Source organism: Exiguobacterium sp. s121 (assembly GCF_018617245.1).
GTDB classification, from domain to species: Bacteria; Bacillota; Bacilli; order Exiguobacteriales; family Exiguobacteriaceae; genus Exiguobacterium; species Exiguobacterium profundum.
Window position 1 is genome coordinate 1,781,479 of sequence record NZ_JACSJV010000001.1, and the last position, 22,152, is coordinate 1,803,630.

Genomic DNA, 22,152 nt, shown 5'->3' on the forward strand with positions numbered 1-22,152 from the left:
GAGGTCCACCTCCTATTGTTCAATTTGGATATATTCACCGTAGCTTTGGGCGACCGTGTCTAACTGCACGAGCATCCCTTCTAATAACAGTTGGGTGCGTTCCATATCCTGCGGTGATAAGTCAGGATACGTCTCGACATAAAAGTAACCACCCTCTGTTTGATCTGCCATTTCTACAAGAAGCGATTGACCTGCAAGCGTTTCGACGGCGTTATAGGCACCAAAGATGATGGCTGAAACACCGGCGCACACCAAGTCAGAACCAGGTTCTGCAAAATTGGCATGACCAGTCACTTCGACGGAGCGAATCGACTTCGCCTCGTCTCGTCTTACCTTGACCCGAATCATAGCTTACGCTTCGATTTTCTCGATGCGAACTTTCGTGTAAGGCTGACGGTGACCTTGCTTACGACGGTAGTTTTTCTTAGCTTTCATTTTGAAGACAGTGATTTTCTTAGCGCGGCCGTGTTTTACCACAGTACCGACAACTTTAGCGCCTTCTACGAGTGGAGCGCCGACTTTAACATCGTCACCACCAACGAAAAGAACCTCACCGAATTCTACAGTACCTTCGACATCAGCATCGAGTTTTTCGATGTAGATCTCTTGACCTGCTTCAACTTTGATTTGCTTACCACCTGTTTTGATGATTGCGTACATATACGTGCACCTCCTTGTTAAACTCAGACTCGCCATCCTGGGCAGGGCAAAAACCTTTAAAAACCCGTTCTGTGCGGTTGTAGCCATTTGGGTGCTTCCAAACGAACTAACGTTATAGATAATACCATTCTCAATTAATCATTGTCAACGACGAGATAAGAAATTCTGACATTCTTCGGACGTCCCATAAAAGACGAACTCCGGCTCCCCTTCGACGAGGTGCACCTCGATGTCAAATCCGTGCCAAGAAGCGTCATGCCACTTCTTAGGGAGTGCGAGCACGACCGCTTCGTATTGATCATTCAAATCAAGGAGCGACCGTTCAAACTGTGAGAAGATGGCCAATTTTGAAGGCTTGCCGGCATGAAACATCCGGTCTTGAATCGAGCGACCGGTCCGTTCTCGCGACAGCTCGAACAGCCCCATCCGTGTGAAGCCGTACACTTCGACACGTCGTGGGTCACGCGCCCCGAGTTCTTTCATCTTTTTAAGGAGACGGGTCTGCCCTTCCTTTGAACCTCGTAAGAAATCGATGATGACCATGCCGCCGATATTTCGCAGGCGCAACTGCTCCATGATTGAATAGAGCGCGGCTTCATTGATGGTATCGGCCGCACGCCCCTTATCTTTGACGGCGACATTTTTGCCACTGTTCACGTCGATGACGGTCATCGTCTCGACTTGTTCGATCAAGACGAACGCCCCACCATCCAACCAGACGGCACGACTCTCAAGTTTCTCGATGGCTCCATCGAGACGTTTCGCTTCAGGCATCCGCCCTTTTCCGATATGACGTTTCACCGGGACATCCAATCGTTCGAGTCGCGTTTGCCCTTCTTTGTCATTCAACAGCACGGACTCGACTGCATGACGTCTCACGAATTGTTCGCATAGTAGCTCGTCTTGCCCGAACCGTTGCTCGATCACTATGGTCGAACGGTTACGCAATCGATTCAGTTCTTCCTGTAACGCTTCCGGGGCCACTTGTCCGGCTTCCGTCCGAAATAAGACCCCTTCCTCTTCCTTTAAGTCGAGCGCCTTTGAGAGGCGGTCCTGCGTGACGAGGTCGAGTTTCCGGCTGAAAAGTTGCCGACGTCCAAATGGGAAATACACAAGATATCGCCCACCGAATCGAATGTTCTCTGTCACTTTATGATGCTTGCCGTTGATTCCTTCTTTTGTCACTTGGACGAGTCGCTTTTCTCCGACGACTGCCGCTTGCCCGATGGCGGGCACTTCCGGATACGAGGCGAGCGCACGGAGCGTCTCTGCGATCGGGAGAAAGTATGTCGTCTCCCCATCCGTCAAAAAGGCTGCCCCGAGTGACGGGTGGATCCTTTCAATTGCGGCTTCGACGATGGTCCCGACAGACAGTTGGTCGACAAACCGTTCCTCGACTTCGAGTAATCGTTCGCCGTCCACGAGCATCGCCCGTTCGATGGAAGGTGTTCGTTCGTAGATTAGCTTCATCTGCATCACTCCTTTCGACAGAAAAAGGCAACTTCCGTTGCCTTTACGCTTTTTTCATTCCAAATTTCATCATGAGTCGTGCCCAGAAGCCGACCGGTGCCGTCTCCGTCTGAATCGACATGAGCGGGACCGATTCGCCAAGAATACGGCGCGTTATGTTCCGGTAAGCCTGTCCGGCATAGTTATCCGGATTCATCGTGACCGGGACACCGCGGTTCGCGGCTGCGATGACTTCCTCATCGTCGATGACGACACCGAGTAAGTCAATCGACAGGATGCGCATGATGTCATCGATGTCGAGCATGTCGCCCGATTCGACGAGATGGTTCTTGACTCGGTTGACTATCAGTTTCGGCGCATCGATATGTTCCGCTTGCTCGAGCATCCCGATGATTCGGTCTGCATCTTGAACCGCCGCCTTTTCAGGTGTCGTGACGACGATCGCCTCATCCGCACCGGCAATCGCGTTCATGAACCCTTGCTCGATTCCAGCAGGACAGTCAATCAAGACGAAATCATATTCCGTCTTCAACTGGTCAACGATTTCTTTCACTTGTTCAGGATTCACTGACGTCTTGTCTTTCGACTGTGCGGCCGGGAGTAAATACATCTCCTCGAAGCGTTTGTCGCGGACGAGCGCCTGATTCAACTTACATTGACCCGTGATGACATCGACAAGGTTATAAATGCTCCGGTTGTCGAGACCGAGAATGATATCGAGGTTACGCAATCCGATATCTGTATCGACGAGACAGACCGAGTGTCCAGACAAGGCGAGCCCCGTCCCGATGTTGGCGGTCGTCGTTGTCTTGCCGACGCCCCCTTTTCCTGATGTCACGACGATGGCTCTGCCGTTTTTAACTTCTTTTTCTGTATGTACAGGCTCCACTACTTGCTCCATTCCACTCACCCTCTCTGTAATTCCATTGCATATGCGTCTTTCAGACCTGTCATGACGTGGCGGAGACGTGTCATCTCAATCCCATCACTCGTCTGATACGCACAACCCATCTCAATCTCAGGAAGTTCTTCCCCGTCATCGGCTGTGAGTACATGTTCGCCGATTGCTAAAAACTTCGGATGGAGCAGGCTCGCGGTGATGACCGCTTCTTCCCATCCTTCGACACCGGCGCGTACATTTCCTCGTATCGTCCCTAAACAATAAATACTTCCTGTCGCCCGGACCTCTGACCCAGGATTGATATCCCCGATCACGAGCACAGAACCGTCAAACGTCAAGACTTGCCCACTCCGAATCGTCCCGCTGTGATAGTGGAATGTCTTTCTGCCGTACGTCGCTTTCGCTTCTTCTGTCAACATGACATCGCTCGACAAGTCTTCAATATAAAAAACGCCATGACGAGCGACGACCTCACGAATTTGACGTGACAGCTCCTCGTCAATATAACGAGTACCCGCGTGCAACTTCAGGGCAATCTTTCCGGACGGCGGCTCCATTTCTTGTAATGTCGCTTCTAAGTCCGTAAGCACCTCGTCGATGCCACTCTTCGGATTGAAGTGAATGGCAATGCCGTTGCGATGTCCTTTAATCGTAATGTGTCGTTTACGCTCCATCATGGCTACCCTCTTTTCGCAACAGGGCGTGTCGTCACATAACGCGTCATCGGATAATAAAGAATCACGATGGCGATGGCATTGACGAGCATCGTCCCTGGAATCTGTTCAACCAATAGTGTTTGAATCGTCATCAACGTCCCACCAATCGCCGCCATGATCCCGTAAATCGCAAAGGTGAAAACGAGAATCATAAACGTGAACGTAATGGTGACGGAGAAGAAGTTCTCACCTATATATTTTAACACGAAGCTGGCTAAGAGAGGAATGAGTGAAAAAGTAAATACATAGATTCCAATCAGGTCGGTGTAGACGATATCATACAGCAGTCCGAAGACAAGCCCAAACCCGAGTGCCGTCTCCCATCGACCGTACAGACTGACAAACATCAACCCGATCAGCGTCAACAAAAGAAACGGCGTGGCGTAGTGCCAAGAAAAAATCGATGCCCATGTTCCTTCAATAAGAAAAAGGAGGAACAGGGCGATGAACACTTTCATGTTACTCACCCGCTGCTCCTCCTTCCTCGGGACCCGTTAAAAACGGTTCGTCTAGTGTCCGATCAATCACGTACATTTGTGAGAACTCATTGAAGTCGGCCTCCGGTTTAATCCGGGCGACTTGTGAGACGCCATATTCATCCGTCTCGATCGATTCGATCGTACCGATGACGAGTCCAGCCGGATAACGTCCACCGAGTCCGGACGTCGATACGATTTCTCCTTCTTTCAGCTTGACGCTATTCGATACTTTCGTGAAGAACAATTCATTCGTCTCCGTGTCGAATCCGTCTACCGTCCCATACGTCGGTTTGCCGTCCGCATCTTTGACCACAGCCGAGACGTTGTTCGTCCGGTTGTTGTCGCTGAGCAGTTGAACTTGCGACGTATAAGCACTCGTCTGAATGACACGACCGACCATCCCGCTCGCTGCGGTCACGGCCATGCCCTTTTCAACGCCGCGTTCTGAACCGACGTTGATGGTGACGTAGCGTTGCCAATCGTTCGGTGTCCGACCGATGACCTCCGCCGGAATGAGGTCGAAGTCACGTAACGACTCGTCTCTTGCTTCGACCATCTTTCGAAGCTCCTCATTCTCACGGCGCAAATCATCCGCTTCAACCGATACCTCGGCGTACTTCGCCAAATGTTCTTTCAGCTGGCGGTTCTCTTCGTAGATATCGCGGACATCTGAGATGGACGAGACCGTTGAGTCCATCCACCCGATTGGTACCGCGAACACTCGCTGGAACGTGCCGACCACATCACGCGTGACATCTTGGTACCAGGCTGATTCCGATCGTCCTCGAATCGAAACACCTAAAATGACGAAAAACAAGATCAGTACAATTAGCGTGATGATGAGCTTTTTATTACGTACGAATCGGCTCATCGTGTCTCACCTCTCATCGACGTGACGAGATGCCTGATTTCGAACGGAGGACGTCCATCATTTCAAGAGATTTTCCAGTCCCGACCGCTACGCAGTCGAGTGGCTCATCCGCAACGAGTGTCGGGATGTGTGTCTCGTCTGAGATCACGTCGTCCAAGTTTTTGAGGAGGGCGCCGCCGCCAGTCAAGACGATTCCGCGGTCCATAACGTCAGCCGCAAGTTCTGGAGGAGTTTGCTCAAGCGTTTGTTTGACCCCTGCTAAAATCGCTTCGACTGTATCAGAAAGAGCTTCACATACTTCTGCAGACGTGACTTCGATTTGTTTTGGAAGTCCTGTTACGAGATCGCGACCACGGATTTCCATCTTCTCCGCTTCGTTCGATGCATCGATGCGCGCCGAACCGACTTCCATTTTGAGCGTCTCAGATGTACGCTCCCCGATCATGAGGTTGTACTTGTTCTTGATGTAACGAATAATGGCATCATCCATTTCGTCACCACCGACACGAATCGATTGGCTTGTCACGATGCCGCCGAGTGAGATCACTGCGACTTCGGTCGTACCGCCACCGATATCGACGACCATCGAGCCAGTCGGTTCCCAAACTGGGAGACCTGCACCGATTGCTGCCGCGAACGGTTCTTCGATTGTGTATGCTTCACGAGCGCCTGCTTGTTTCGCAGCGTCTTCCACGGCACGTTTTTCAACAGACGTGATACCGCTTGGGACACAAATCATGACGTTCGTCTTCGATGAGAACAAACCGCCTTTTGATTTTTGAGCTTGCTCCATGAAGTATTTGATCATCGTCGCTGTCGTTTCGAAGTCAGCGATGACGCCGTCTTTCATCGGACGACGTGCAGAGACGTTCCCCGGAGTACGTCCAATCATATCTTTGGCCTGGTTACCAACGGCCTCAATTCTACCTGTATCTGTGCGGAACGCCACGACGGACGGTTCACGAACAACAATTCCTTGACCCTTTACATAAACGAGCGTGTTAGCCGTTCCAAGGTCGATTCCGATTTCTCGGTTAAAACTACGAAACATAGGTGTTGCTCCTCTCTTCATTACACTATTTTTTATTATAACGGAAAAATCATGTTTGAAAACGTTCATTCGATTACAGGTTATTTACAATAACCGCATCTCAGTCCTGTCTCACCGTCTATTAGTTTGCCTTCTTTTCGGCAAAAAGGCAAATCAAAAAAGCAGACGTAAGTGAGCGTCTGCCTAAGGAGAGAACGGTTACAATCCCGGTTGGAGCGGAAGCAGTAACATCGCTCCGTAAAAGAATACCGAGAAAATCAACACCGGCCGAAAGAAGCAGGATGGCTTGAGTCGGGTCGCTCCTGCCAAAAAGCTCGATGTCGTCACGACGAAAAGGTAGATTCCAATGTACATGAGCAGGAGGCGGACGAGTACCGTCCAGATGCCGAGTTGATTGAGTTCATTGAAAGAGAGCACGATCATACTGAGATAAGCGATGAGCGATAGAACTCCTACGCCAACACCGACGAGCGGCGAGACGCGGTCGAGCCAGTGGTCCTGATCGAACCTCATAAATAGCGCTGTGCTCACAAATAAAAACAGGATGAACACAACGATCGAGAAGATGGTTGGTTCTAGATGTATGTAACTCACAAAAAGCGATAATCCGACCATCAGTATCCAAATTATTTTTTCCATAAAAACACCTCATTTGTTTTCTAATCAACATCTTGATTCGATTAGAGAAAACTACTTTAATTGATCACATCACAACTTTTTCAGTGTGACGAGAATAGATTGTTGGATCAGGTCATGCCGCTGCTCTTCGTTTAAACGGACATACAGACTCTTCAAGAATGTTTTCACATTATGGACGACGTACCAATATTTTTCCTCATCAAGATGTTGCTTGCATTCTTCTAAGTGATGTGGAAGCTGCTCTACATGGCGATGAATGACTTCAGAATCCATCCCTCGTTCGAGTAAACGTAGGAGCGGATTGATGAGACGTTCGTCTTCATCATGCGCCAATACCTCAGAACGCATGAATTGATTGATAATGACGTGGAAGAGTTCCGGAAATGACGCTGGATCCAGTTTCGGATTTGCGATCAGTTCGTCCACCGCATCTGCCGCGTGGGCAATCGAATGGGCCCATCCCTTGCCATTCACATAACCTCTTGTATCTCTCTCGAGCTGAAGATATCGAATCAAACCTTCTGCTGCCTTCCGGAATTGGTCTTCTGTCAAAAAGTCCTCTTCAACGTCTCGATGCAGAATCAAAGCCATCAATAGAGTCGTGAAAGCTCTCGTGAAGACAGCGTCCGACTGCGTTTCCTCAATTCTATGAAACAAAAGAGCATGCAAGGACGTCTCAAGGAGTTCACTCATCTTGTCGAAATCGATGTCTTTTTGTTCGATGATGAGGCGAAAGAACATCGTGTATATGAGTCGATCACGGAGTTCGCCGTCCGGTGACCCGATATGCTGAACCATGCTGGTGAGAATGGCTTCTTTGTTTTTTTCGTAATACGTCAAATCCCCATCTTTCATCATCTGAAGGGCTTCTTTTAATTCGTTTTCCGACAGTACATTCATATGCGTACACCGCTTTGATTCATCATCTACTCTTTAGCCAAATGACAGTTTAAATAGCGCTGTTCATTCAGACCTTTCATTCGGATGTTGTGATGATCCTTCTTCTCCGGAATAGATCATCCACAAACTCAACATCAAACAAATCAATCCGCCCAGACCAGTCGTGATCAAAGACAATTGCTCACTAAAAAAGGATTTACTGACTGCTAAGAAAAGAAGAAACCCCCATCCGATCACATTCCATATCGTAATACGCGACAAATTAGACACCTCCCGTGCGCAAAGTAATTCATAATCATTTCTGCTCTCTTCGAATTTTACATCTCCACTTATCATTTTCCAACTATATCCAAAATTTAATGAGGTACCAGTTCTCTCGTAAACACAAAAAAGCAGACATCACGATGCCTGCTCTCTACTCCTTACCCATTCATATATCCCCGCTGCTTCATGCTGACGTAATGGTCTTCCCCGATGATGACGTGGTCGAGACAAGCGATGCCGACGATATTGCCTACTTCGACCAATCGCTCGGACACCTCGATGTCCTCCCGACTCGGGGTCGCGTCCCCACTCGGATGATTGTGCACGGCGATAAAGCACGCCGCCGACAGCTTGAGCGCCTCACGAAAAACATCGCGCGGGTGCACGATCGAGGAGTTGAGCCCTCCGACGAAAAGCGTCTTCCGAGCGATCAGTTGGTTCTTCGTATTCAAATACAAACAGACGAAATGCTCCTGATTCAACAGTCTCAATTCATCCCGCAACAACTCATAGGCGTCTTGCGGCGAACGAATCGTCGGCATACTCGCTTTCGGTTCCTCGACGTATCGAATCCCGATTGTGAACGCGGCGAGGAGTTGCTCCGCCTTCTTCTTCGTCATCCCTTCGATTTTACATAAATCGTGAACGGACGCTTGTGACAGCGCCCGTAACGTCGGGTAGACGTCCGAGATACGACGAGCCGTCTCCATCGGGTCCGGTCCCCGTCCTCCGATTTGAAGCAATCTGGCGATGGCGGTCTCTACACTACGGTCAAGCACCATGGTCATTCCTTCACCTACTTTCAAGTTCACAGGAAGCGAGGCGTCACCCCATGCCGGTCGAGCGTCTTGACGAGCGGATGGATCGGCAATCCAACGACATTATAAAAATCCCCTTCGATTCCTTCGACGAAGAGACCACCCGATCCTTGAATCCCATACGCACCCGCCTTATCGTAGGGCTCTGTCGAATCCAAATAATCCGCTAGCCAGGTTTCAGGAATCTCAGCGAACGTCACACGCGTCGTCGTGACGAACAAATCTTGGGACTTACCGATGATGCTCACACCCGTCAGCACTTCATGGGTCGAACCGGATAATCGTTCAAGCATCCGTTTCGCATCCTCCCGGTCTGTCGGTTTCTCTAAAATGATGCCGTTCAAGACGACGACCGTGTCCGCGCCGATGACGATAGCATCACGGTGATGCCTTGCCACGTCCATCGCTTTCTCCCGGGCCAGACGAGCGACGTAATCACTCGGTGTCTCCCGACCGTCCGTCCCTTCCGTCACGGTAGATGGGATGACCTCATGTTTGATTCCTGCTTTCGTCAATAGCTCGGTACGTCGCGGTGACATCGAGGCGAGAATGACACGCTTCTGTGTTGAATTCATTGTATCGACTCCTTCTCTTCTTCCAAAACGGCGTTCCTTCCCGTTTCGGTCTTCACTGTTGATTGTAGGCAACGTGCCTCCTAAACACAATTACCCGCGACGAAAAACACGCCCCTTCAATTGCGAAGGGACGTGCCGACTTATGGTGTCGTATAGTCGTATACCGGGATATCCTTTTGCTCAAACGCCGGTTCCGGAATGTATCGGTCTGGAACGAGTTGGTCGAGGTCCGGACGATAGAAGGCATCAAGCTCGACTGTAAACTCGAGCGACTGCACTTCTTCGACCGTATTCGGTCCCGTCTCGGCAGGTCCGGTAAATTGAACCGTCCGTAACACGTGAATCCGATTCATCGACTCGATCGACTCCAAGAAGGAGACGAGCGCTTCATACGTCTCTGCTTGCAAGTTGACCGTTGAACGGACCGTCGAAGCGTTGACAGGTGCAACGTCCGTTGGTTCAGCCGGTTCATTCGTCGCACTCACATCAGCCGGATTGAACGGCTCGACCGTTTCCGGCACTTCTGACTCAGCCACAACGCCATCCGCAAATGCGATACTTGTCACATTGACACCCGCAAGAAGACTTGCCTGCGACAACGCCTCAACGACCGTGTCGAGGGCAGGAACTGTTGGAACCCGTGTCTGAAGCGTCTGAGAGTCCGCTACATCAACGGCTTTTCCTTCTTGGCGCAATAACTCCAGTTTTGTTTGTTCGAGCGAGAGGTCGCGTTCAAGCGCTTCGACCTCTCCTTGTTTGACGTAATACGTATAGCCAAAGTAAGCCGGTGCGATGATTGCGGCAAGGAGGCAAATCGCAAATAACGCGTAGATTGTCGAACGTTTCATTGACTCACCACCTCCTCATCCGTGTCCTCTTCCTCTGTCAACTCGTCTTCCACGTCTTGGAACATGAACGTAAACTCTCCGATATAGCGTGGAAGCGGATCTTCTTCTAATGAGTTTTCCTCTTCTTCTGCATCCACATCCGCTTTCAACTCCGTCGTCACACCGAGGAGTTTGACGTCGAGGAACCGCTCATCGGTCATGAGCGAGCGCTGGAATGCGTTCAAGTCTTCTAACGTCTCGAATTGAGTTCGGACGCTCATGATGGAGCCATCCGCGTAGTTATACGTCAAGACGTAGCCAGTAGGCGGCAACTGCTCAGTCAACGCGCGCAGTGCTGGGACCGCATCCTTTTCCATGTCGGTCAACGCCGTCACGGTTTGGTCGAGCGAGAGCACTTGTTGCGCTTTCGAATTCACTTGTTCGGTTTGGTAAATTTGAACGAGCTGTAACTCTTCTTCGATTCGCGTCTGTTCTGCTTTTAGTTGGTCGACCTCATAGTACAAGTATCCGGCCGCCCCTCCTCCGAGAAGAAGGGCGACGAGACCTGTCACGATCGGCCAACGGAGTGTCACGTCCGTCGAATTGATGAAGTTCGTGTCACGATCGCGCTGAAGCGTCGCCATCCCAAGGAGTGGCAACATTTGATGCGATAGAGGTGTCCCGTGAGCGATGGCGAGCGGTTGCTCGACACGCGTCACCGAGACGAGGGACTCAGCCTGAATCATACGGACGAGATCATCGACTTCCGGAACAGTTCCCGAGACGTATAACTCATCGATGGCCCGACCATCCGTCCGCAGCGAGTAACGATAGAAATCGAGGAAGCGAGCGAGTTCGTTCAACCAGTCATCCAACTGATTAGCCTTCATCTCACCGGTCCCATCATATGTATAGGTCACGACACCATCTTTCGTCCCGACTTGGTACGGGAGGTCCAGTTCAATCGAGCGGATGAAACGGATCTGCCCTTCCTCAAGGACGAGCAATTGATGTGAAAACGGCGTGATATGCCAGAGTAATGTCGATTGAAGCGGATCAATCTCCGATAAACGTATGACCCCATTGGCGACCGCGACAGAACGTGGCGTGATCTTCTTCAACGCTAGACCACGCTTTTTCATGTACGCACGGAGCGACTTCGTCAATTCAATCGAAACGGCATGCAACATAACGTCCGTCTTGACCCCGTCTTCTCCTAACACTTCGTAGTCGAACGACACGTCATCGAACGGCAAGATAATCGAACTCCCGATTTCCATGAAGAGATAGCCACGAATCTCGTCCTTCGGAATCGAAGAAGGAATCTCGACTTTCCGTGACAACACTTCGGTCTCGTCCAATGCCACCGCACACGTCATCCCGCGTCGCACTTTCAACTTGCGACAGAGTTCATCGAAAGCGAGACTGAACGCCGTCTCATCGAGAATCTTCCCTTCTCCATACGCATCTTTTGCTAACTGAACCGAGGCGCTTCGTTTGAACACCCCTTGTTTGATGACGGCCCCGTGGATGCTGAGCGCATCAAACGAAAAATACGTGACCGTCCCTTTCTCTATCCCACGACTCATGATCGTTTCCCCCTACATCAACTCAAAATACCAATCAAAAAAACTTTCACTAAACCAAAACGTCAACATCGTCCCGAGCGCAATCGACGGGACAAACGGAATCGGTTGCTTTCGCCCGATTTTTTTTGTGATCATCAACCCGATCCCGACAATTGCCCCAATCAAACTCGATAGAAACAAGGCAACGAGCACGTCACGCGGACCGAGCACAAGACCAATCATAGTAAACAATTTGACGTCCCCTGCCCCAAGTCCCCCTTTTGACACGAAAAAGACGGTCGCTAGGAGCGAAAATCCGAGCAACGCCCCCACAAGTGGCGTCCACCAAGATGCCCCTGTCAGATAGGTGAGGAGGAGTAATACCGGTGCCGTGAATTGCAAGATGACATTCGGCACGAGCATCGTCGATAAATCAGACATCGCCAAAGCGAGTAAGGTCGACAAGAAAGCGAACGCGAGAAGCGTCGTCACACTAAATCCGTAGAGTGAAAAGCTATAGCCATATCCAATGGCTCCAAGTAATTCAAAGATCGGATACGTCGGCGCGATCCGCTCGCCACACCCGTGACATCTGCCTCTTAAGGCGAGATAGCCGAAAATCGGGATGAGTTCCCACGGTGACAATTCGTGACCGCAAGACGGACAATGTGACCGCGGCGTCACAATCGATTGCTGACGTGGCACGCGGAGCCCGACGACGTTGGTGAACGATGTGATGACCGCCCCGAGGACGATGCTATATAGGAATCCAATCGATTCAATCAAGGAAGGACCCTCCTTTTGTCAGTATATGCCAAAAATAGAAAACCGGCTAGGCTGAGCGAGTGCCCAGCGCCAGCCGGCATAAGCAAATATTAGTTAACTGAGTCTTTCTTCAATCCACTACTTGCAACCGTGCCTGCATCCGTAGCTGCAGTTCCGATATCTTTGGCTCCATCAAGCCATACTTTATACGTATACTTATTGTCTGACCCTTTTGTGACATATACAACCCCGTTATTGTAGTTCGAACCGAACGGATCTTTCATTGTATCAATCATATTTTTAGCGTCGAGTTCACCAGTTCCTGTTGTTCCGACGAATCGAATCACCGCTCCGTTGCCTACTTCATTCGAAGCAACATACAACTTCGCCGCACTAACCATTTGTTTCGCATCGGCGACCATTGCATCTTTCTTCGAGTTTTCGATGATCCCACCAATCGCAACGACTGCGATGGCTGCGATAATTCCTAAAATAACGACGACGACGAGTAACTCGACGAGTGTGAGCCCACGCTCATCTTTTAACTGTTTGGCATCTTGCCAAATCATTTTCAACTTCTCTACCATAATTCATTCTCCCCTTTTACGTAATGTGCTGTGTGTAAACTAGATAAATTACTTTAGACCTAATATAGAAGTAGAACAATTTTACTATACCTTCTAAATATAGTATTGAAAAGGTATATTTTCAAAAGCTTGCATATTGCTTTACTGATTCTGAATATCACCATAGATTTGGAACATCGGGACGACGATCGAGATGACGATGACCCCGACGACACTTGCCAATACGACGATGAGAAGTGGCTCGATAATCGACTTCAAGCGGTCGGTTGTCGTCTCGACCTCCGTCTCATAAAACTCAGCGACTTCGTTCAACATCGAATCCAAATCACCGCTCTCTTCCCCGACGGCGATCATCTGAGTCATGAGTGCCGGGAAGTTCGCATTTCGCATGAGCGGCTCGTGAAGCGGAACCCCTTGCGCCATCATGTCACGTGCCTCCGTCAGTCCTTTCCGGATGACGCGGTTCGATACGATACGTTCGGTGATTTCAATCGCCGTCAAAATCGGGACGGCCGCTTGTAGAAGGACCGCTAAACTTCGCGTTAGCAATGCAATCTGAGACTTCATCACAATCGTTCCAAAAATCGGCATCTTCAATAGCAAGCCATCGATGACGAATCGTTCCCGGTCCCGCTTCAACATCCAGGTGAAGGTGAGAACTCCAAGAATCGCGAGTCCGAGTAACAACCACCAGAAGGTCGCGATGAAATCGGAGACCGCGACGACAATGCGCGTGATGAGCGGAAGCTCACCGCCGAGTTGACCAAAGATGCTCGCAAACGTCGGGACGACGTTCACCATTAAAAAGGCGACAACGCCAATGGCGACGATGGAGACGACAAACGGATACGTGAGGGCAGAAATGACCTTCCGCTTCACATCATATTGTTTTTGAAGTTGGAGCCCGATTTGATCGAGCGCCTCCTCCAAGTTCCCGCTCGTCTCCCCGGCAAGTGCCATCGAACTAAAGAAGTTCGAAAAGACTCGTGGGTGCTTTTTGATCGCCTCGGAATAGGCAATCCCTTCCTTCAAATCATCCTCGATTTGACTCAGTGCTTTCTTCAATACGTTCGACTCGGTCTGTACCCGTAAGATTGAAGTCGCACGAACAATCGGGACACCCGCCCGGATGAGCGTCGCGAACTGACGGACGTACATGATCAAGTGTTCGATTTTGACTCGTTCTGGCAGCAAGTTGACCTCTTTGTTCAGTCCAGTCGATTCGAGCTCGGCCAAGTCCGTTACGAGAATAGATTCTTGACGCAACTTTTCTTTCGCTTCCCGAAGCGAGACGGCCGTGACGCGACCTTTCTTACGCTTCCCGTTCAGGAGCTTTCCTTCATACTGAAATATCGCCATCACTCATCACCTCATCTCTTCTGTCGGGACGGCGTTCGGATTGATGATCCCTTGCCGAACAAGTTGTTCGATGGCAGCATCCATCGACTGCATCCCGTGCTGGCGACTCGTCTGGATGACGGTCGGCAACTGGAACTCTTTTTCATTTCGAATCAAGTTGGCAACAGCCGGATTCCCTAACATGATTTCCATGGCGGCGACGCGTCCTTTCGGCACATCAATCCGTGGAAATAACCGTTGACTCACGACACCGAGTAAGACGTTCGCGAGTTGTGTCCGGATTTGGTCCTGTTGCTCAGCTGGGAACGCGTCGATGATTCGACTCACCGTCGACATCGCACTCGATGTATGGAGCGTTGCCATGACGAGGTGCCCCGTCTCTGCGGCGGTCATCGCCGTCGAGATGGTCTCCAAGTCACGCATCTCCCCGAGCAGAATGACGTCAGGGTCTTGCCGTAAGGCGGCCCTTAGACCACTCACAAATTTCATGACGTCAGAGCCGATTTCCCGTTGGTCGACAATACTTTGGTCATGGGAATGTAAATACTCGATCGGATCTTCTAGCGTGATGATTCGTTTTCGCTGCGTCCGATTGATTTCATGAATCATCGCCGCGAGCGTCGTCGATTTCCCTGAACCCGTCGGACCCGTGACCAAGATAAGACCATGTGGTTTCTCAATCAGACGCTTCAGTACCGTCGGCAGATTGAGTTCGTTCAAAGTCGGGATTTCCCCGGAAATGGACCGGAACGCGATGGCAATCGTGCCTCGTTGATAATAGGCGTTGACCCGAAAACGGGAGACACGTGGAACGCCGAACGAGAAATCAAGATCTCGTTCATGCTCGAGACGTTCGCGCATATCGTCGGTCATGATTTCTTTTAAATATCCTTCGAGATGGTGCGGCAACACCTTCTCCTCGCCCATCGTAATAAGACTCCCGTCTACTCGAATGATCGGAGGAGAACCGGCTGTCAGATGAATATCCGAGGCGCGTTTCTCGACCGCATTCGTCAAGATGGTTTCGATCGATTGATTAATCATAAGCATTCTCCGTAATGACCGTTCGTAATATTTCCTCAGTCGTCGTCAAACCGGCGGCGACTTTTTCTAATCCGTCCTCAAGCAGGAATGTCGCTCCTTGTGACTTGGCATAGTCGACCATCTCAGACTCGGTCGCCTGGTTCATGATCATCCGGCGCAAGCCTTCATCAATCGGGATGACTTCGTGAATGGCGAGGCGCCCACGGTACCCTGTGAAGTTGCATGACGCACAGCCTTTACCCCGAATAATCTGGTCGATGTGAACACCTTCAGCGTCGAACAGGCTACGTTCACTCTTCGATACCGGTTCGACTTGACCACAATCACGACAGACGCGTCGAACGAGTCGTTGTGCCACGAGTCCCGTCGTCGAAGCGGCGACGAGGAACGGCTCAACTCCCATATCGACGAGACGGGTGATGGAGCTGATTGCTGAATTCGTATGTAGCGTTGACAATACAAGGTGACCGGTGAGCGAGGCACGAATGGCAATCTCAGCCGTCTCCGTGTCTCGAATCTCTCCGACCATGACGATGTTCGGGTCTTGACGTAAAATCGAACGAAGCCCTGACGCGAACGTCAAGCCGACTTTCGAGTTGACTTGAACCTGGTTGATGCCGTCAAGTTGATACTCGACCGGGTCTTCTACCGTAATAATGTTTTTCGTCTCATCATTCAGTTCTTTTAACGAAGCATACAATGTCGAGGATTTCCCTGAACCGGTCGGACCGGTGATCAAGATAATTCCATTCGGACGTTTCAGCATGTCACGGTACGCCTGTTCGTTTCGTTCGCCAAATCCGAGTTTCGTCAAATCGGTCAGTCCTTGAGATGAGTCGAGGACCCGAATAACGATTTTCTCTCCATACATCGTCGGGAGCGTCGAGACGCGGAAATCATAGGCGCGATTGCGTAGCGTGTACTTGATCCGTCCATCTTGTGGCAGACGACTTTCTGTGATGTCGAGGTTACTCATGACTTTAAGACGCGTCAGCATGACGCTCTGAATCTTTTTCGGATAGACCGTCTCGGTACGCAAGTCCCCATCAATTCGAAAACGGACGTGGAGTTGCTTCTCATGTGGATCGAAATGGATGTCCGATGCACGTTGGTCGATGGCGCTTAAGAACAATTGGTTCACGAGGCGGATAATCGGTGCATCGTCTCGACTAATTGTTTCTTGTCGTTCGATTTCGGGAGCATCTTCTTTCAAAATTTCGACGAGGGAGTGGTCCATCTCGTAGTAACGACTGATCGTCTTTCGAATCTGCTCTCTCGTGGCGATGCCGATCTCGATGTTCATCCCGGTCTGAAGACGGACGTCATCAATGGCAATGAGATCGAGTGGGTCGGCCGTCGCGACATGAAGCGTATTCCCGTTCAATTCAAATGGCATGATATCGTGCTTTTGTGCCAACGCTTTCGGTACGAGCTTCGTGACCGTCACATTGATGTCGTAGGAGTACAACTCAATGATTGGCACATGCAGCTGTTCATGAATCATTTGAATCAACTGTGTCTCGGTAATATGGTTTAGTCGAATTAAAGCATCCCCTAGTTTTTCTCCGGGACGCTTCTGTGCAAGCGCCTCATCGAGCTGACTCGTCGTAATGAGCGCAGCCTCGATGAGCATCTCACCTAATCTTCGTTTCGTTCGTCTCACGTTACTTCACCATCCTTTGAGGAGCCTCCTCCTGCTCGGTCTTGTCGTTCCGTTCTTCGACAAAGACGCTCGCAGCCACCCCTCCAATCAATGCAACGATAAGAATCACCCATGCCCACCATGTTTGAACGAGTGATTCTTCTACCATCAAATAGACGCCACCAGACAGAAGGGCAGTCCACAGGCTGATGACAAGCTTCGTTTCACGTTTTCTCGTCATCGGAACGGATAAAGCGAACAGTGTCAATGTGGCGAGTACCCAAAAGCCGAGTAAAATCAAATAGCCGATCATCCCACTGCCTCCTCTTCTGCAGGTTCTTCTAATACGGGCGGTTCTGCCTCAAATGGGTCGTCGTTCGAATCATTCGGGAACGGGTCTTCTTCCTCGTCCTCATCCGGGAATGTCGGGATGACCGGTTCGACCGGATCCGGTGGCGGAAGCGGAACGGAACTCTTCGTCACGATTTCCGGTGTCGGTGCATAAAAATCAAACCCGAGTAATTCCAACGTCTCCCCTTCTTCAGTCACAGTGACCCGGTAGAGCTTACCTGACTGTCCATCTTGACCTGACTGGGTGACCGATGAACTGCCTGACGGGAGCGAAGATGAGAAGCGAACGACTTTTTGATGCGGTACCGTCTTCACTTCTTCAACTCTCGCTTCGAAAGCGGCGTCAAAAGGTTGACCGAGCAATTGAACCGTCACAGAACCCCCTTCATTCAAAACGAGGATGGCATATGATGTGTCTTCTCGGTTTTGAACAGCAAAGTTCGAGCGCTCATCTACTTTCGTGTCATAGCCTAGCTCTACCCCGGAAGGAAGTGTTTCGTGAGGCACACGTTCGAGAATGGCGAACGGTGTCGCCGCAAATAGGCGATAGAATGAAGACCCTAATGTAGTGAGCGCTTCGTAATCTTCTCCGAACGATTTGAGACTAAAGATGTCTCCCGCTGCCATCTCGAATCCGTTCATTCGATCAAGGGCTGACTGCATAGCCGGTGTCGGGCTCACAGTGAACGAGGCGACGACTTCATTTTCTGCCGCGACTTGCTCTAATGTCACAGATGACTCCAACATCGATGCGGCATCCATCAACGCCGGGGCAATCATCGTCAGCGTGACGGGTTGACCTTCGAGATAAGGCTCGACTTTCGTTTCATCTACGGATGTCAACAGCGGATAGTCACCTGTATCTTTAATGGAGTCTAACGTATTCGATACATCGAACGTCACGACTTCTTTTCCAATCTCCATGACCGTCCCATCCATCAAATTGATTGAAAAGGGTGTCGTATTAAAATCTTTAATCGCATTATCGAGACGAACGTCCGCTTCTTCTTTCGTCATCCCTGATACGTCGACACCTGCGACCGTCGTATCTTTTTTGTATGTAGCACTCGACTCAGCAGACGCATCTAAGTAATTGACGAGTCCAATCGTCGGTAATGTCACGAGTACGACGAGTCCAATCAAAATGATAAGATGCATCCCATACCGCTTCATGTAAAATCCCCCCGTGTCTAATCCGACTTCTATTCTATATATCCGTTCAGCGTATAACTTTAGTATAATATGTATTGTACAAAAAATAACATTTAATTCAGTATTGCATACGTTATTTTCCGATTGTTTTACTTTTTTTGAATAGGAGGTCAATGTCTTGTCGCATTCCGAAAAAGGTTTTACGCTCGTCGAAGTGCTCGTCTCCATCGTTGTTCTTTCAATTGTCTCATTCTCTTTACTTTCGATTTTCAGCCAAAGTTTGAAGACGACACACGACAGCCTCAATCAAACGATTGCGAACCAAGTGGCGCAAAACACGTTACATACTTTAAATCGACGGGCCGCGTCCGTTGATGAACCGCTCGAACTGCGTCAATTGTTGAATCGGGACGGGATCAGCTCGACGTGCGACTTCTGCGAAGATACCCGAATCCATGGGGATACGTATATCGCAACCATTCAATCGCTGTCCACTTCACCCGGACATACAATTGAAGTTGAAATTTCGGTGACGACCGACCGTTTGCAAACGCCCGTCACCTTGAAAGGAGTCATTTCGAATGCGACATTGCGCGAACCGTTCCCTGAAACGGCTGTCCCGACAACTGACTGAGATGGAGAAACGTGAAGACGGCTTCACGCTCGTCGAGTTGCTCGTCACAGTCGTCGTCGCTTCGATTTTAAGTGGCGTCATCATTACGGCCTTTATCACTGGAACGCTCGGTTTTCAAATGACGAACGAGACGAGTGACCTTCGAAGCGAGGCCGACTATTTGATTGCCTCCGTGCTCTCTGACGTGAACCGGACCGAATTCGACGCCGTGACGGAAGTGGACGGCTCGTTTCAATTTTATCGATTGTCCGCTCCAGACATATCGGAAACCGGAATGATTTACCGGGAGGCGGGATACGTCCCGACCGACTTGGTTCTCTCAGAGGATTCGTTTACGCCTTCTAATCCACAAATCACAGTCGAACGGATGACCATCCAGTTAAAAGATCCCGTGTTCGATCCGAGACGCCCGACTTACATGACCGGTGGACTCATCGAAATCGAGTTGGATTTGACTCAATCAAACGATTCCGATTCTGTTACGACATTTGAAAGCTCCATCCCATTCTAAGAAAGGAGGCATCCTGATGCGAAAACGTGAAGACGGATATGTTCTCGTGCTTGTTCTCGTGACGATGGCGGCTCTCGCCGTCCTCTCGCTCGCCGCCATGCAAGTCAACTTGGCGTCGAATAAATTGACGGTCATCCGTACAGAAGATACTCAACTGAATGAAGATGCGAAAAGCGCACTTCGCCTCATCGCCGATGAGGTTCGGACCCAGTTCCCGCTTCACGGAGAAGCGGAAGTCCCGACTCATATGGAATCGGAAGCGGCATTCCAAAGCAAGGTTCAGTCGCTCATCGTCAGTGACGAACCGTTCACGGCATTGACTACGGATAGTGAGGTCCGCTATTCCATCGAGCTGAAGAAAGATGCTACGGATACCGCCATTCAGACGGCGCCGTTCACGACGATTCTCCAAGTGAACGTCACGGCATCGCGACAAGTGAATCCGGAACAACCGATGCTTACCGTTGAATACACGCAAGACTTATACTTGACGGCTCTCCCGTCCTTTTTATACTACGTCCTCGGGTCCGACCAACAGTTGGACGTGAACGGCATGCCGACGATTCAAGGAAATATCTATTCAGGTGGTCCTCTCGCTTTCATGCGTCAAGCGAACTTCCAATTGGATGGTGTGGCGAAGCAGATTGAAAATGTCGATTCTAGTCGTCTTCACTTGAATGGCCGAATCGATTTAGTCGAATTGAGCGATTGCTTGAGTTGCCAGCAAGAGAACTACTTCACGGTAGGTCCGGAACAAGCTGGCGAGAAGGCAGACGCCGGGGTGTCCCCGAGTCGCTTTTCTCCATTCCAATACGACTACTCAATCATCGAATTTTTAAATCGACGACTCGACACACCGCTCGCATACACAAATGACGTCGATTCAATAATCTTTGAAGAAGGTCTGATTCGCTCGACCAATCAAGTGTTCGAACTCGAGCGCGTGCTCTCGGAAGATGGGACATCTATTATCGAACGCCCGACTTCGTACTTACGGGCGGATGCCTACAACGCCCTCACCGACCCGACCATCGTGACATTACCGGATGCCATTTCGGATCGCGCCATGTATGTCACGGAATCCATCACCGAGTCGAATGCCCCGCTTCTTTTCGACGGGGACGTCGTCATTGAATCACTCGAGAAGCTGACGATTGCACGGCCACTGATCGTACGTGGTGACTTGACCATTAAAGGGAACGTCTCCTTCAGTTCGACAGTCTACACGCTCGGTGATACGTTCATCGACCGAGCCAATATTCTTCCGATTGATGCAGACAAAGGGAACTCACTCATCCTGTTATCCAAAGGAAAGATTCTGTTGAACCGAATCAACGAGTTTGATGACACTCCGACGACGCTCCAGGCGTTCATGTATAGTGACTCGAACGAACCGACCTATGTGTATGCGGTCGGATCTATTCTCGAAGTCAACGGAGGTCTGTACAGTAAAGGACCACTCGAAGTGAACGTCTTTAGAGGGGAATTTACTGGGGGCAACGGCTTAAGCCCAGCTGAGAACTTCGACCGTCAAGTTCCAGCTCACGAAGCCGAAAAGTCTCGATTAAAACTGACGTATAACGATTCCGTGTTCAATCAACTTGAAACATTACCGGTCACGAATCAACTTCAATTCTTCGTCAGTCATCCGGTTCAATTGAAATGAATTCAAAAAATCGGCTTCCTCTCTGATTGAGAAGAAGCCGATTTTTTTAGTTCCCCATCTTTAAAATGAGGTCCGAGTTGTAGTCTTTGGCCATCTGTTCCATTGCTTTCGTCCATTGCGCGCCGTTATCGAGAAGCAGTTGCGTCAACTCGACCTGATTGTGACGGACTGGCTGCAATAACACCGATTCGGTATCTTGAATCATATAGCCTTGTCCGAGGAGTTCTTTGACCGCATCAAGGTTCAACGAGTCGACCGCGATGCCAAGAAGTCGATCGTCTTCAACATAACGCATCGCCAACTTCCATTGATCCGGACTGCCGTTCGCACTGAACAATGGTGTGATAACGGGAATCCCTTCCACTTCCTCGAACGGGTCAATCCCTTGCTCGAAGTATGCTTCAATCACGTCTAGAGGTGCGAGCGTCACTGCTGTGGCGAATTGTTCGGCTGTCGGCACAACTTTTTGGTCCTCTAAAACAAGTCGGACGGCCTCCCATTCTTCCCTTGCCTGTAAATCTGTCAATTCTTCTTCTGTCACCGAAGAGCGTTGACTCACTTCTTTCACTAACTCGTCACCGGATAACTGCGAGAGCTCGGGTTGGGATTGACTCCAGTACAGGAGCCCTCCCAATCCGATGACGAGAATCAATCCGGTGATGCCAATCATTATTCGCTTGCGATTCATCATTCGCCAACTTT

25 protein-coding genes and 1 other annotated feature are annotated in these 22,152 nt (G+C 50.1%); of the genes, 3 read left to right on the forward strand and 22 right to left on the reverse strand.

Going from position 1 to position 22,152, the window contains the following annotated elements; all coding sequences use genetic code 11:
• Window positions 1–12 precede the first annotated feature (12 nt).
• The 21 genes from KOG47_RS09165 to KOG47_RS09265 form a co-directional block, all read right to left on the reverse strand.
• Window positions 13–348, reverse strand: coding sequence for a ribosomal-processing cysteine protease Prp (locus KOG47_RS09165; protein ID WP_215244102.1), 336 nt, complete (start codon window positions 346–348; stop codon window positions 13–15).
• Between the two features lie 3 nt (window positions 349–351).
• A complete protein-coding gene (gene rplU, locus KOG47_RS09170; protein WP_015881153.1) occupies window positions 352–660 on the reverse strand; it encodes a 50S ribosomal protein L21 in 309 nt (102 codons plus the stop codon).
• Window positions 661–675: 15 nt separating this feature from the next.
• Window positions 676–749 (reverse strand) — a sequence feature (ribosomal protein L21 leader region).
• Window positions 750–804: 55 nt separating this feature from the next.
• A complete protein-coding gene (locus KOG47_RS09175; RefSeq protein WP_215244103.1) occupies window positions 805–2,130 on the reverse strand; it encodes a ribonuclease E/G in 1,326 nt (441 codons plus the stop codon).
• A 43-nt stretch (window positions 2,131–2,173) separates the two neighbouring features.
• The gene (minD, locus tag KOG47_RS09180) at window positions 2,174–3,031 is read right to left on the reverse strand and encodes a septum site-determining protein MinD (RefSeq protein WP_015881151.1); all 858 of its coding nucleotides are present in this window, start codon (window positions 3,029–3,031) and stop codon (window positions 2,174–2,176) included.
• 5 nt (window positions 3,032–3,036) lie between these two features.
• Window positions 3,037–3,705: a septum site-determining protein MinC gene (locus tag KOG47_RS09185; protein ID WP_240499796.1), complete on the reverse strand. Its 669-nt coding sequence runs from the start codon at window positions 3,703–3,705 to the stop codon at window positions 3,037–3,039.
• A gap of 5 nt (window positions 3,706–3,710) precedes the next feature.
• Entirely contained in the window at window positions 3,711–4,205 is a 495-nt protein-coding gene (mreD, locus tag KOG47_RS09190; RefSeq protein WP_049759982.1) for a rod shape-determining protein MreD, read from the reverse strand.
• A 1-nt stretch (window position 4,206) separates the two neighbouring features.
• Window positions 4,207–5,097 (reverse strand): rod shape-determining protein MreC, encoded by an 891-nt coding sequence (mreC, locus tag KOG47_RS09195; protein WP_047795500.1) that lies wholly within the window; start codon window positions 5,095–5,097, stop codon window positions 4,207–4,209.
• 13 nt (window positions 5,098–5,110) lie between these two features.
• The gene (locus KOG47_RS09200; protein ID WP_074037493.1) at window positions 5,111–6,148 is read right to left on the reverse strand and encodes a rod shape-determining protein; all 1,038 of its coding nucleotides are present in this window, start codon (window positions 6,146–6,148) and stop codon (window positions 5,111–5,113) included.
• 198 nt (window positions 6,149–6,346) lie between these two features.
• The gene (locus tag KOG47_RS09205; protein ID WP_215244104.1) at window positions 6,347–6,787 is read right to left on the reverse strand and encodes a hypothetical protein; all 441 of its coding nucleotides are present in this window, start codon (window positions 6,785–6,787) and stop codon (window positions 6,347–6,349) included.
• Between the two features lie 69 nt (window positions 6,788–6,856).
• Entirely contained in the window at window positions 6,857–7,687 is an 831-nt protein-coding gene (locus tag KOG47_RS09210; protein WP_215244105.1) for a DUF2785 domain-containing protein, read from the reverse strand.
• Window positions 7,688–8,109: 422 nt separating this feature from the next.
• Window positions 8,110–8,739, reverse strand: a complete 630-nt coding sequence (gene radC / locus KOG47_RS09215) for a RadC family protein (RefSeq protein WP_215244106.1) — start codon at window positions 8,737–8,739, stop codon at window positions 8,110–8,112.
• A gap of 20 nt (window positions 8,740–8,759) precedes the next feature.
• Entirely contained in the window at window positions 8,760–9,344 is a 585-nt protein-coding gene (locus tag KOG47_RS09220; RefSeq protein ID WP_078146555.1) for a Maf family protein, read from the reverse strand.
• Window positions 9,345–9,484: 140 nt separating this feature from the next.
• The gene (locus KOG47_RS09225) at window positions 9,485–10,192 is read right to left on the reverse strand and encodes a hypothetical protein (RefSeq protein ID WP_074037502.1); all 708 of its coding nucleotides are present in this window, start codon (window positions 10,190–10,192) and stop codon (window positions 9,485–9,487) included.
• A complete protein-coding gene (gene pilM / locus KOG47_RS09230) occupies window positions 10,189–11,760 on the reverse strand; it encodes a pilus assembly protein PilM (RefSeq protein ID WP_159561982.1) in 1,572 nt (523 codons plus the stop codon). Before pilM ends, KOG47_RS09225 begins: the two co-directional genes overlap by 4 nt.
• Window positions 11,761–11,772: 12 nt before the next feature.
• Window positions 11,773–12,525 (reverse strand): prepilin peptidase, encoded by a 753-nt coding sequence (locus tag KOG47_RS09235; protein WP_159561981.1) that lies wholly within the window; start codon window positions 12,523–12,525, stop codon window positions 11,773–11,775.
• 89 nt (window positions 12,526–12,614) lie between these two features.
• Window positions 12,615–13,091 carry a prepilin-type N-terminal cleavage/methylation domain-containing protein gene (locus tag KOG47_RS09240; RefSeq protein ID WP_196430429.1) on the reverse strand — a complete coding sequence of 159 codons (477 nt, stop codon included), beginning with the start codon at window positions 13,089–13,091 and terminating at the stop codon, window positions 12,615–12,617.
• Window positions 13,092–13,232: 141 nt separating this feature from the next.
• Entirely contained in the window at window positions 13,233–14,450 is a 1,218-nt protein-coding gene (locus KOG47_RS09245; RefSeq protein ID WP_215244107.1) for a type II secretion system F family protein, read from the reverse strand.
• A gap of 6 nt (window positions 14,451–14,456) precedes the next feature.
• Entirely contained in the window at window positions 14,457–15,494 is a 1,038-nt protein-coding gene (locus KOG47_RS09250) for a type IV pilus twitching motility protein PilT (protein ID WP_031421415.1), read from the reverse strand.
• The gene (locus tag KOG47_RS09255; RefSeq protein ID WP_159561978.1) at window positions 15,487–17,157 is read right to left on the reverse strand and encodes a GspE/PulE family protein; all 1,671 of its coding nucleotides are present in this window, start codon (window positions 17,155–17,157) and stop codon (window positions 15,487–15,489) included. The genes KOG47_RS09250 and KOG47_RS09255 overlap by 8 nt, the downstream gene beginning before the upstream one ends.
• A gap of 1 nt (window position 17,158) precedes the next feature.
• Window positions 17,159–17,449 carry a hypothetical protein gene (locus KOG47_RS09260; protein ID WP_047795511.1) on the reverse strand — a complete coding sequence of 97 codons (291 nt, stop codon included), beginning with the start codon at window positions 17,447–17,449 and terminating at the stop codon, window positions 17,159–17,161.
• On the reverse strand, window positions 17,446–18,660 hold the full coding sequence (locus KOG47_RS09265; protein ID WP_214817496.1) for a G5 domain-containing protein: 1,215 nt from the start codon (window positions 18,658–18,660) through the stop codon (window positions 17,446–17,448). Before KOG47_RS09265 ends, KOG47_RS09260 begins: the two co-directional genes overlap by 4 nt.
• Window positions 18,661–18,817: 157 nt before the next feature.
• On the opposite strand from KOG47_RS09265, the gene KOG47_RS09270 reads away from it, so the two are divergent.
• The 3 genes from KOG47_RS09270 to KOG47_RS09280 are packed head-to-tail and all read left to right on the forward strand — an operon-like array spanning window position 18,818 to window position 21,450.
• Window positions 18,818–19,273 carry a type IV pilus modification PilV family protein gene (locus KOG47_RS09270; RefSeq protein ID WP_047795513.1) on the forward strand — a complete coding sequence of 152 codons (456 nt, stop codon included), beginning with the start codon at window positions 18,818–18,820 and terminating at the stop codon, window positions 19,271–19,273.
• Window positions 19,221–19,784, forward strand: a complete 564-nt coding sequence (locus KOG47_RS09275; protein ID WP_251131824.1) for a prepilin-type N-terminal cleavage/methylation domain-containing protein — start codon at window positions 19,221–19,223, stop codon at window positions 19,782–19,784. The genes KOG47_RS09270 and KOG47_RS09275 overlap by 53 nt, the downstream gene beginning before the upstream one ends.
• Before the next feature lie 16 nt (window positions 19,785–19,800).
• A complete protein-coding gene (locus KOG47_RS09280) occupies window positions 19,801–21,450 on the forward strand; it encodes a hypothetical protein (protein WP_215244108.1) in 1,650 nt (549 codons plus the stop codon).
• A gap of 46 nt (window positions 21,451–21,496) precedes the next feature.
• Here KOG47_RS09280 and KOG47_RS09285 read toward each other — a convergent pair whose 3' ends face one another.
• The gene (locus tag KOG47_RS09285) at window positions 21,497–22,141 is read right to left on the reverse strand and encodes a hypothetical protein (protein WP_215244109.1); all 645 of its coding nucleotides are present in this window, start codon (window positions 22,139–22,141) and stop codon (window positions 21,497–21,499) included.
• Window positions 22,142–22,152: the final 11 nt, after the last annotated feature.

Coding starts and splice junctions, on each gene's coding strand:
- KOG47_RS09165 (WP_215244102.1), bottom strand. CDS start 348: ATGATTCGGGTCAAGGTAAGACGAGACGAGGCGAAGTCGATTCGCTCC.
- rplU (WP_015881153.1), bottom strand. CDS start 660: ATGTACGCAATCATCAAAACAGGTGGTAAGCAAATCAAAGTTGAAGCA.
- KOG47_RS09175 (WP_215244103.1), bottom strand. CDS start 2,130: ATGAAGCTAATCTACGAACGAACACCTTCCATCGAACGGGCGATGCTC.
- minD (WP_015881151.1), bottom strand. CDS start 3,031: ATGGAGCAAGTAGTGGAGCCTGTACATACAGAAAAAGAAGTTAAAAAC.
- KOG47_RS09185 (WP_240499796.1), bottom strand. CDS start 3,705: ATGGAGCGTAAACGACACATTACGATTAAAGGACATCGCAACGGCATT.
- mreD (WP_049759982.1), bottom strand. CDS start 4,205: ATGAAAGTGTTCATCGCCCTGTTCCTCCTTTTTCTTATTGAAGGAACA.
- mreC (WP_047795500.1), bottom strand. CDS start 5,097: ATGAGCCGATTCGTACGTAATAAAAAGCTCATCATCACGCTAATTGTA.
- KOG47_RS09200 (WP_074037493.1), bottom strand. CDS start 6,148: ATGTTTCGTAGTTTTAACCGAGAAATCGGAATCGACCTTGGAACGGCT.
- KOG47_RS09205 (WP_215244104.1), bottom strand. CDS start 6,787: ATGGAAAAAATAATTTGGATACTGATGGTCGGATTATCGCTTTTTGTG.
- KOG47_RS09210 (WP_215244105.1), bottom strand. CDS start 7,687: ATGAATGTACTGTCGGAAAACGAATTAAAAGAAGCCCTTCAGATGATG.
- radC (WP_215244106.1), bottom strand. CDS start 8,739: ATGACCATGGTGCTTGACCGTAGTGTAGAGACCGCCATCGCCAGATTG.
- KOG47_RS09220 (WP_078146555.1), bottom strand. CDS start 9,344: ATGAATTCAACACAGAAGCGTGTCATTCTCGCCTCGATGTCACCGCGA.
- KOG47_RS09225 (WP_074037502.1), bottom strand. CDS start 10,192: ATGAAACGTTCGACAATCTACGCGTTATTTGCGATTTGCCTCCTTGCC.
- pilM (WP_159561982.1), bottom strand. CDS start 11,760: ATGAGTCGTGGGATAGAGAAAGGGACGGTCACGTATTTTTCGTTTGAT.
- KOG47_RS09240 (WP_196430429.1), bottom strand. CDS start 13,091: ATGGTAGAGAAGTTGAAAATGATTTGGCAAGATGCCAAACAGTTAAAA.
- KOG47_RS09245 (WP_215244107.1), bottom strand. CDS start 14,450: ATGGCGATATTTCAGTATGAAGGAAAGCTCCTGAACGGGAAGCGTAAG.
- KOG47_RS09250 (WP_031421415.1), bottom strand. CDS start 15,494: ATGATTAATCAATCGATCGAAACCATCTTGACGAATGCGGTCGAGAAA.
- KOG47_RS09260 (WP_047795511.1), bottom strand. CDS start 17,449: ATGATCGGCTATTTGATTTTACTCGGCTTTTGGGTACTCGCCACATTG.
- KOG47_RS09265 (WP_214817496.1), bottom strand. CDS start 18,660: ATGAAGCGGTATGGGATGCATCTTATCATTTTGATTGGACTCGTCGTA.
- KOG47_RS09275 (WP_251131824.1), top strand. CDS start 19,221: ATGCGACATTGCGCGAACCGTTCCCTGAAACGGCTGTCCCGACAACTG.
- KOG47_RS09280 (WP_215244108.1), top strand. CDS start 19,801: ATGCGAAAACGTGAAGACGGATATGTTCTCGTGCTTGTTCTCGTGACG.
- KOG47_RS09285 (WP_215244109.1), bottom strand. CDS start 22,141: ATGATGAATCGCAAGCGAATAATGATTGGCATCACCGGATTGATTCTC.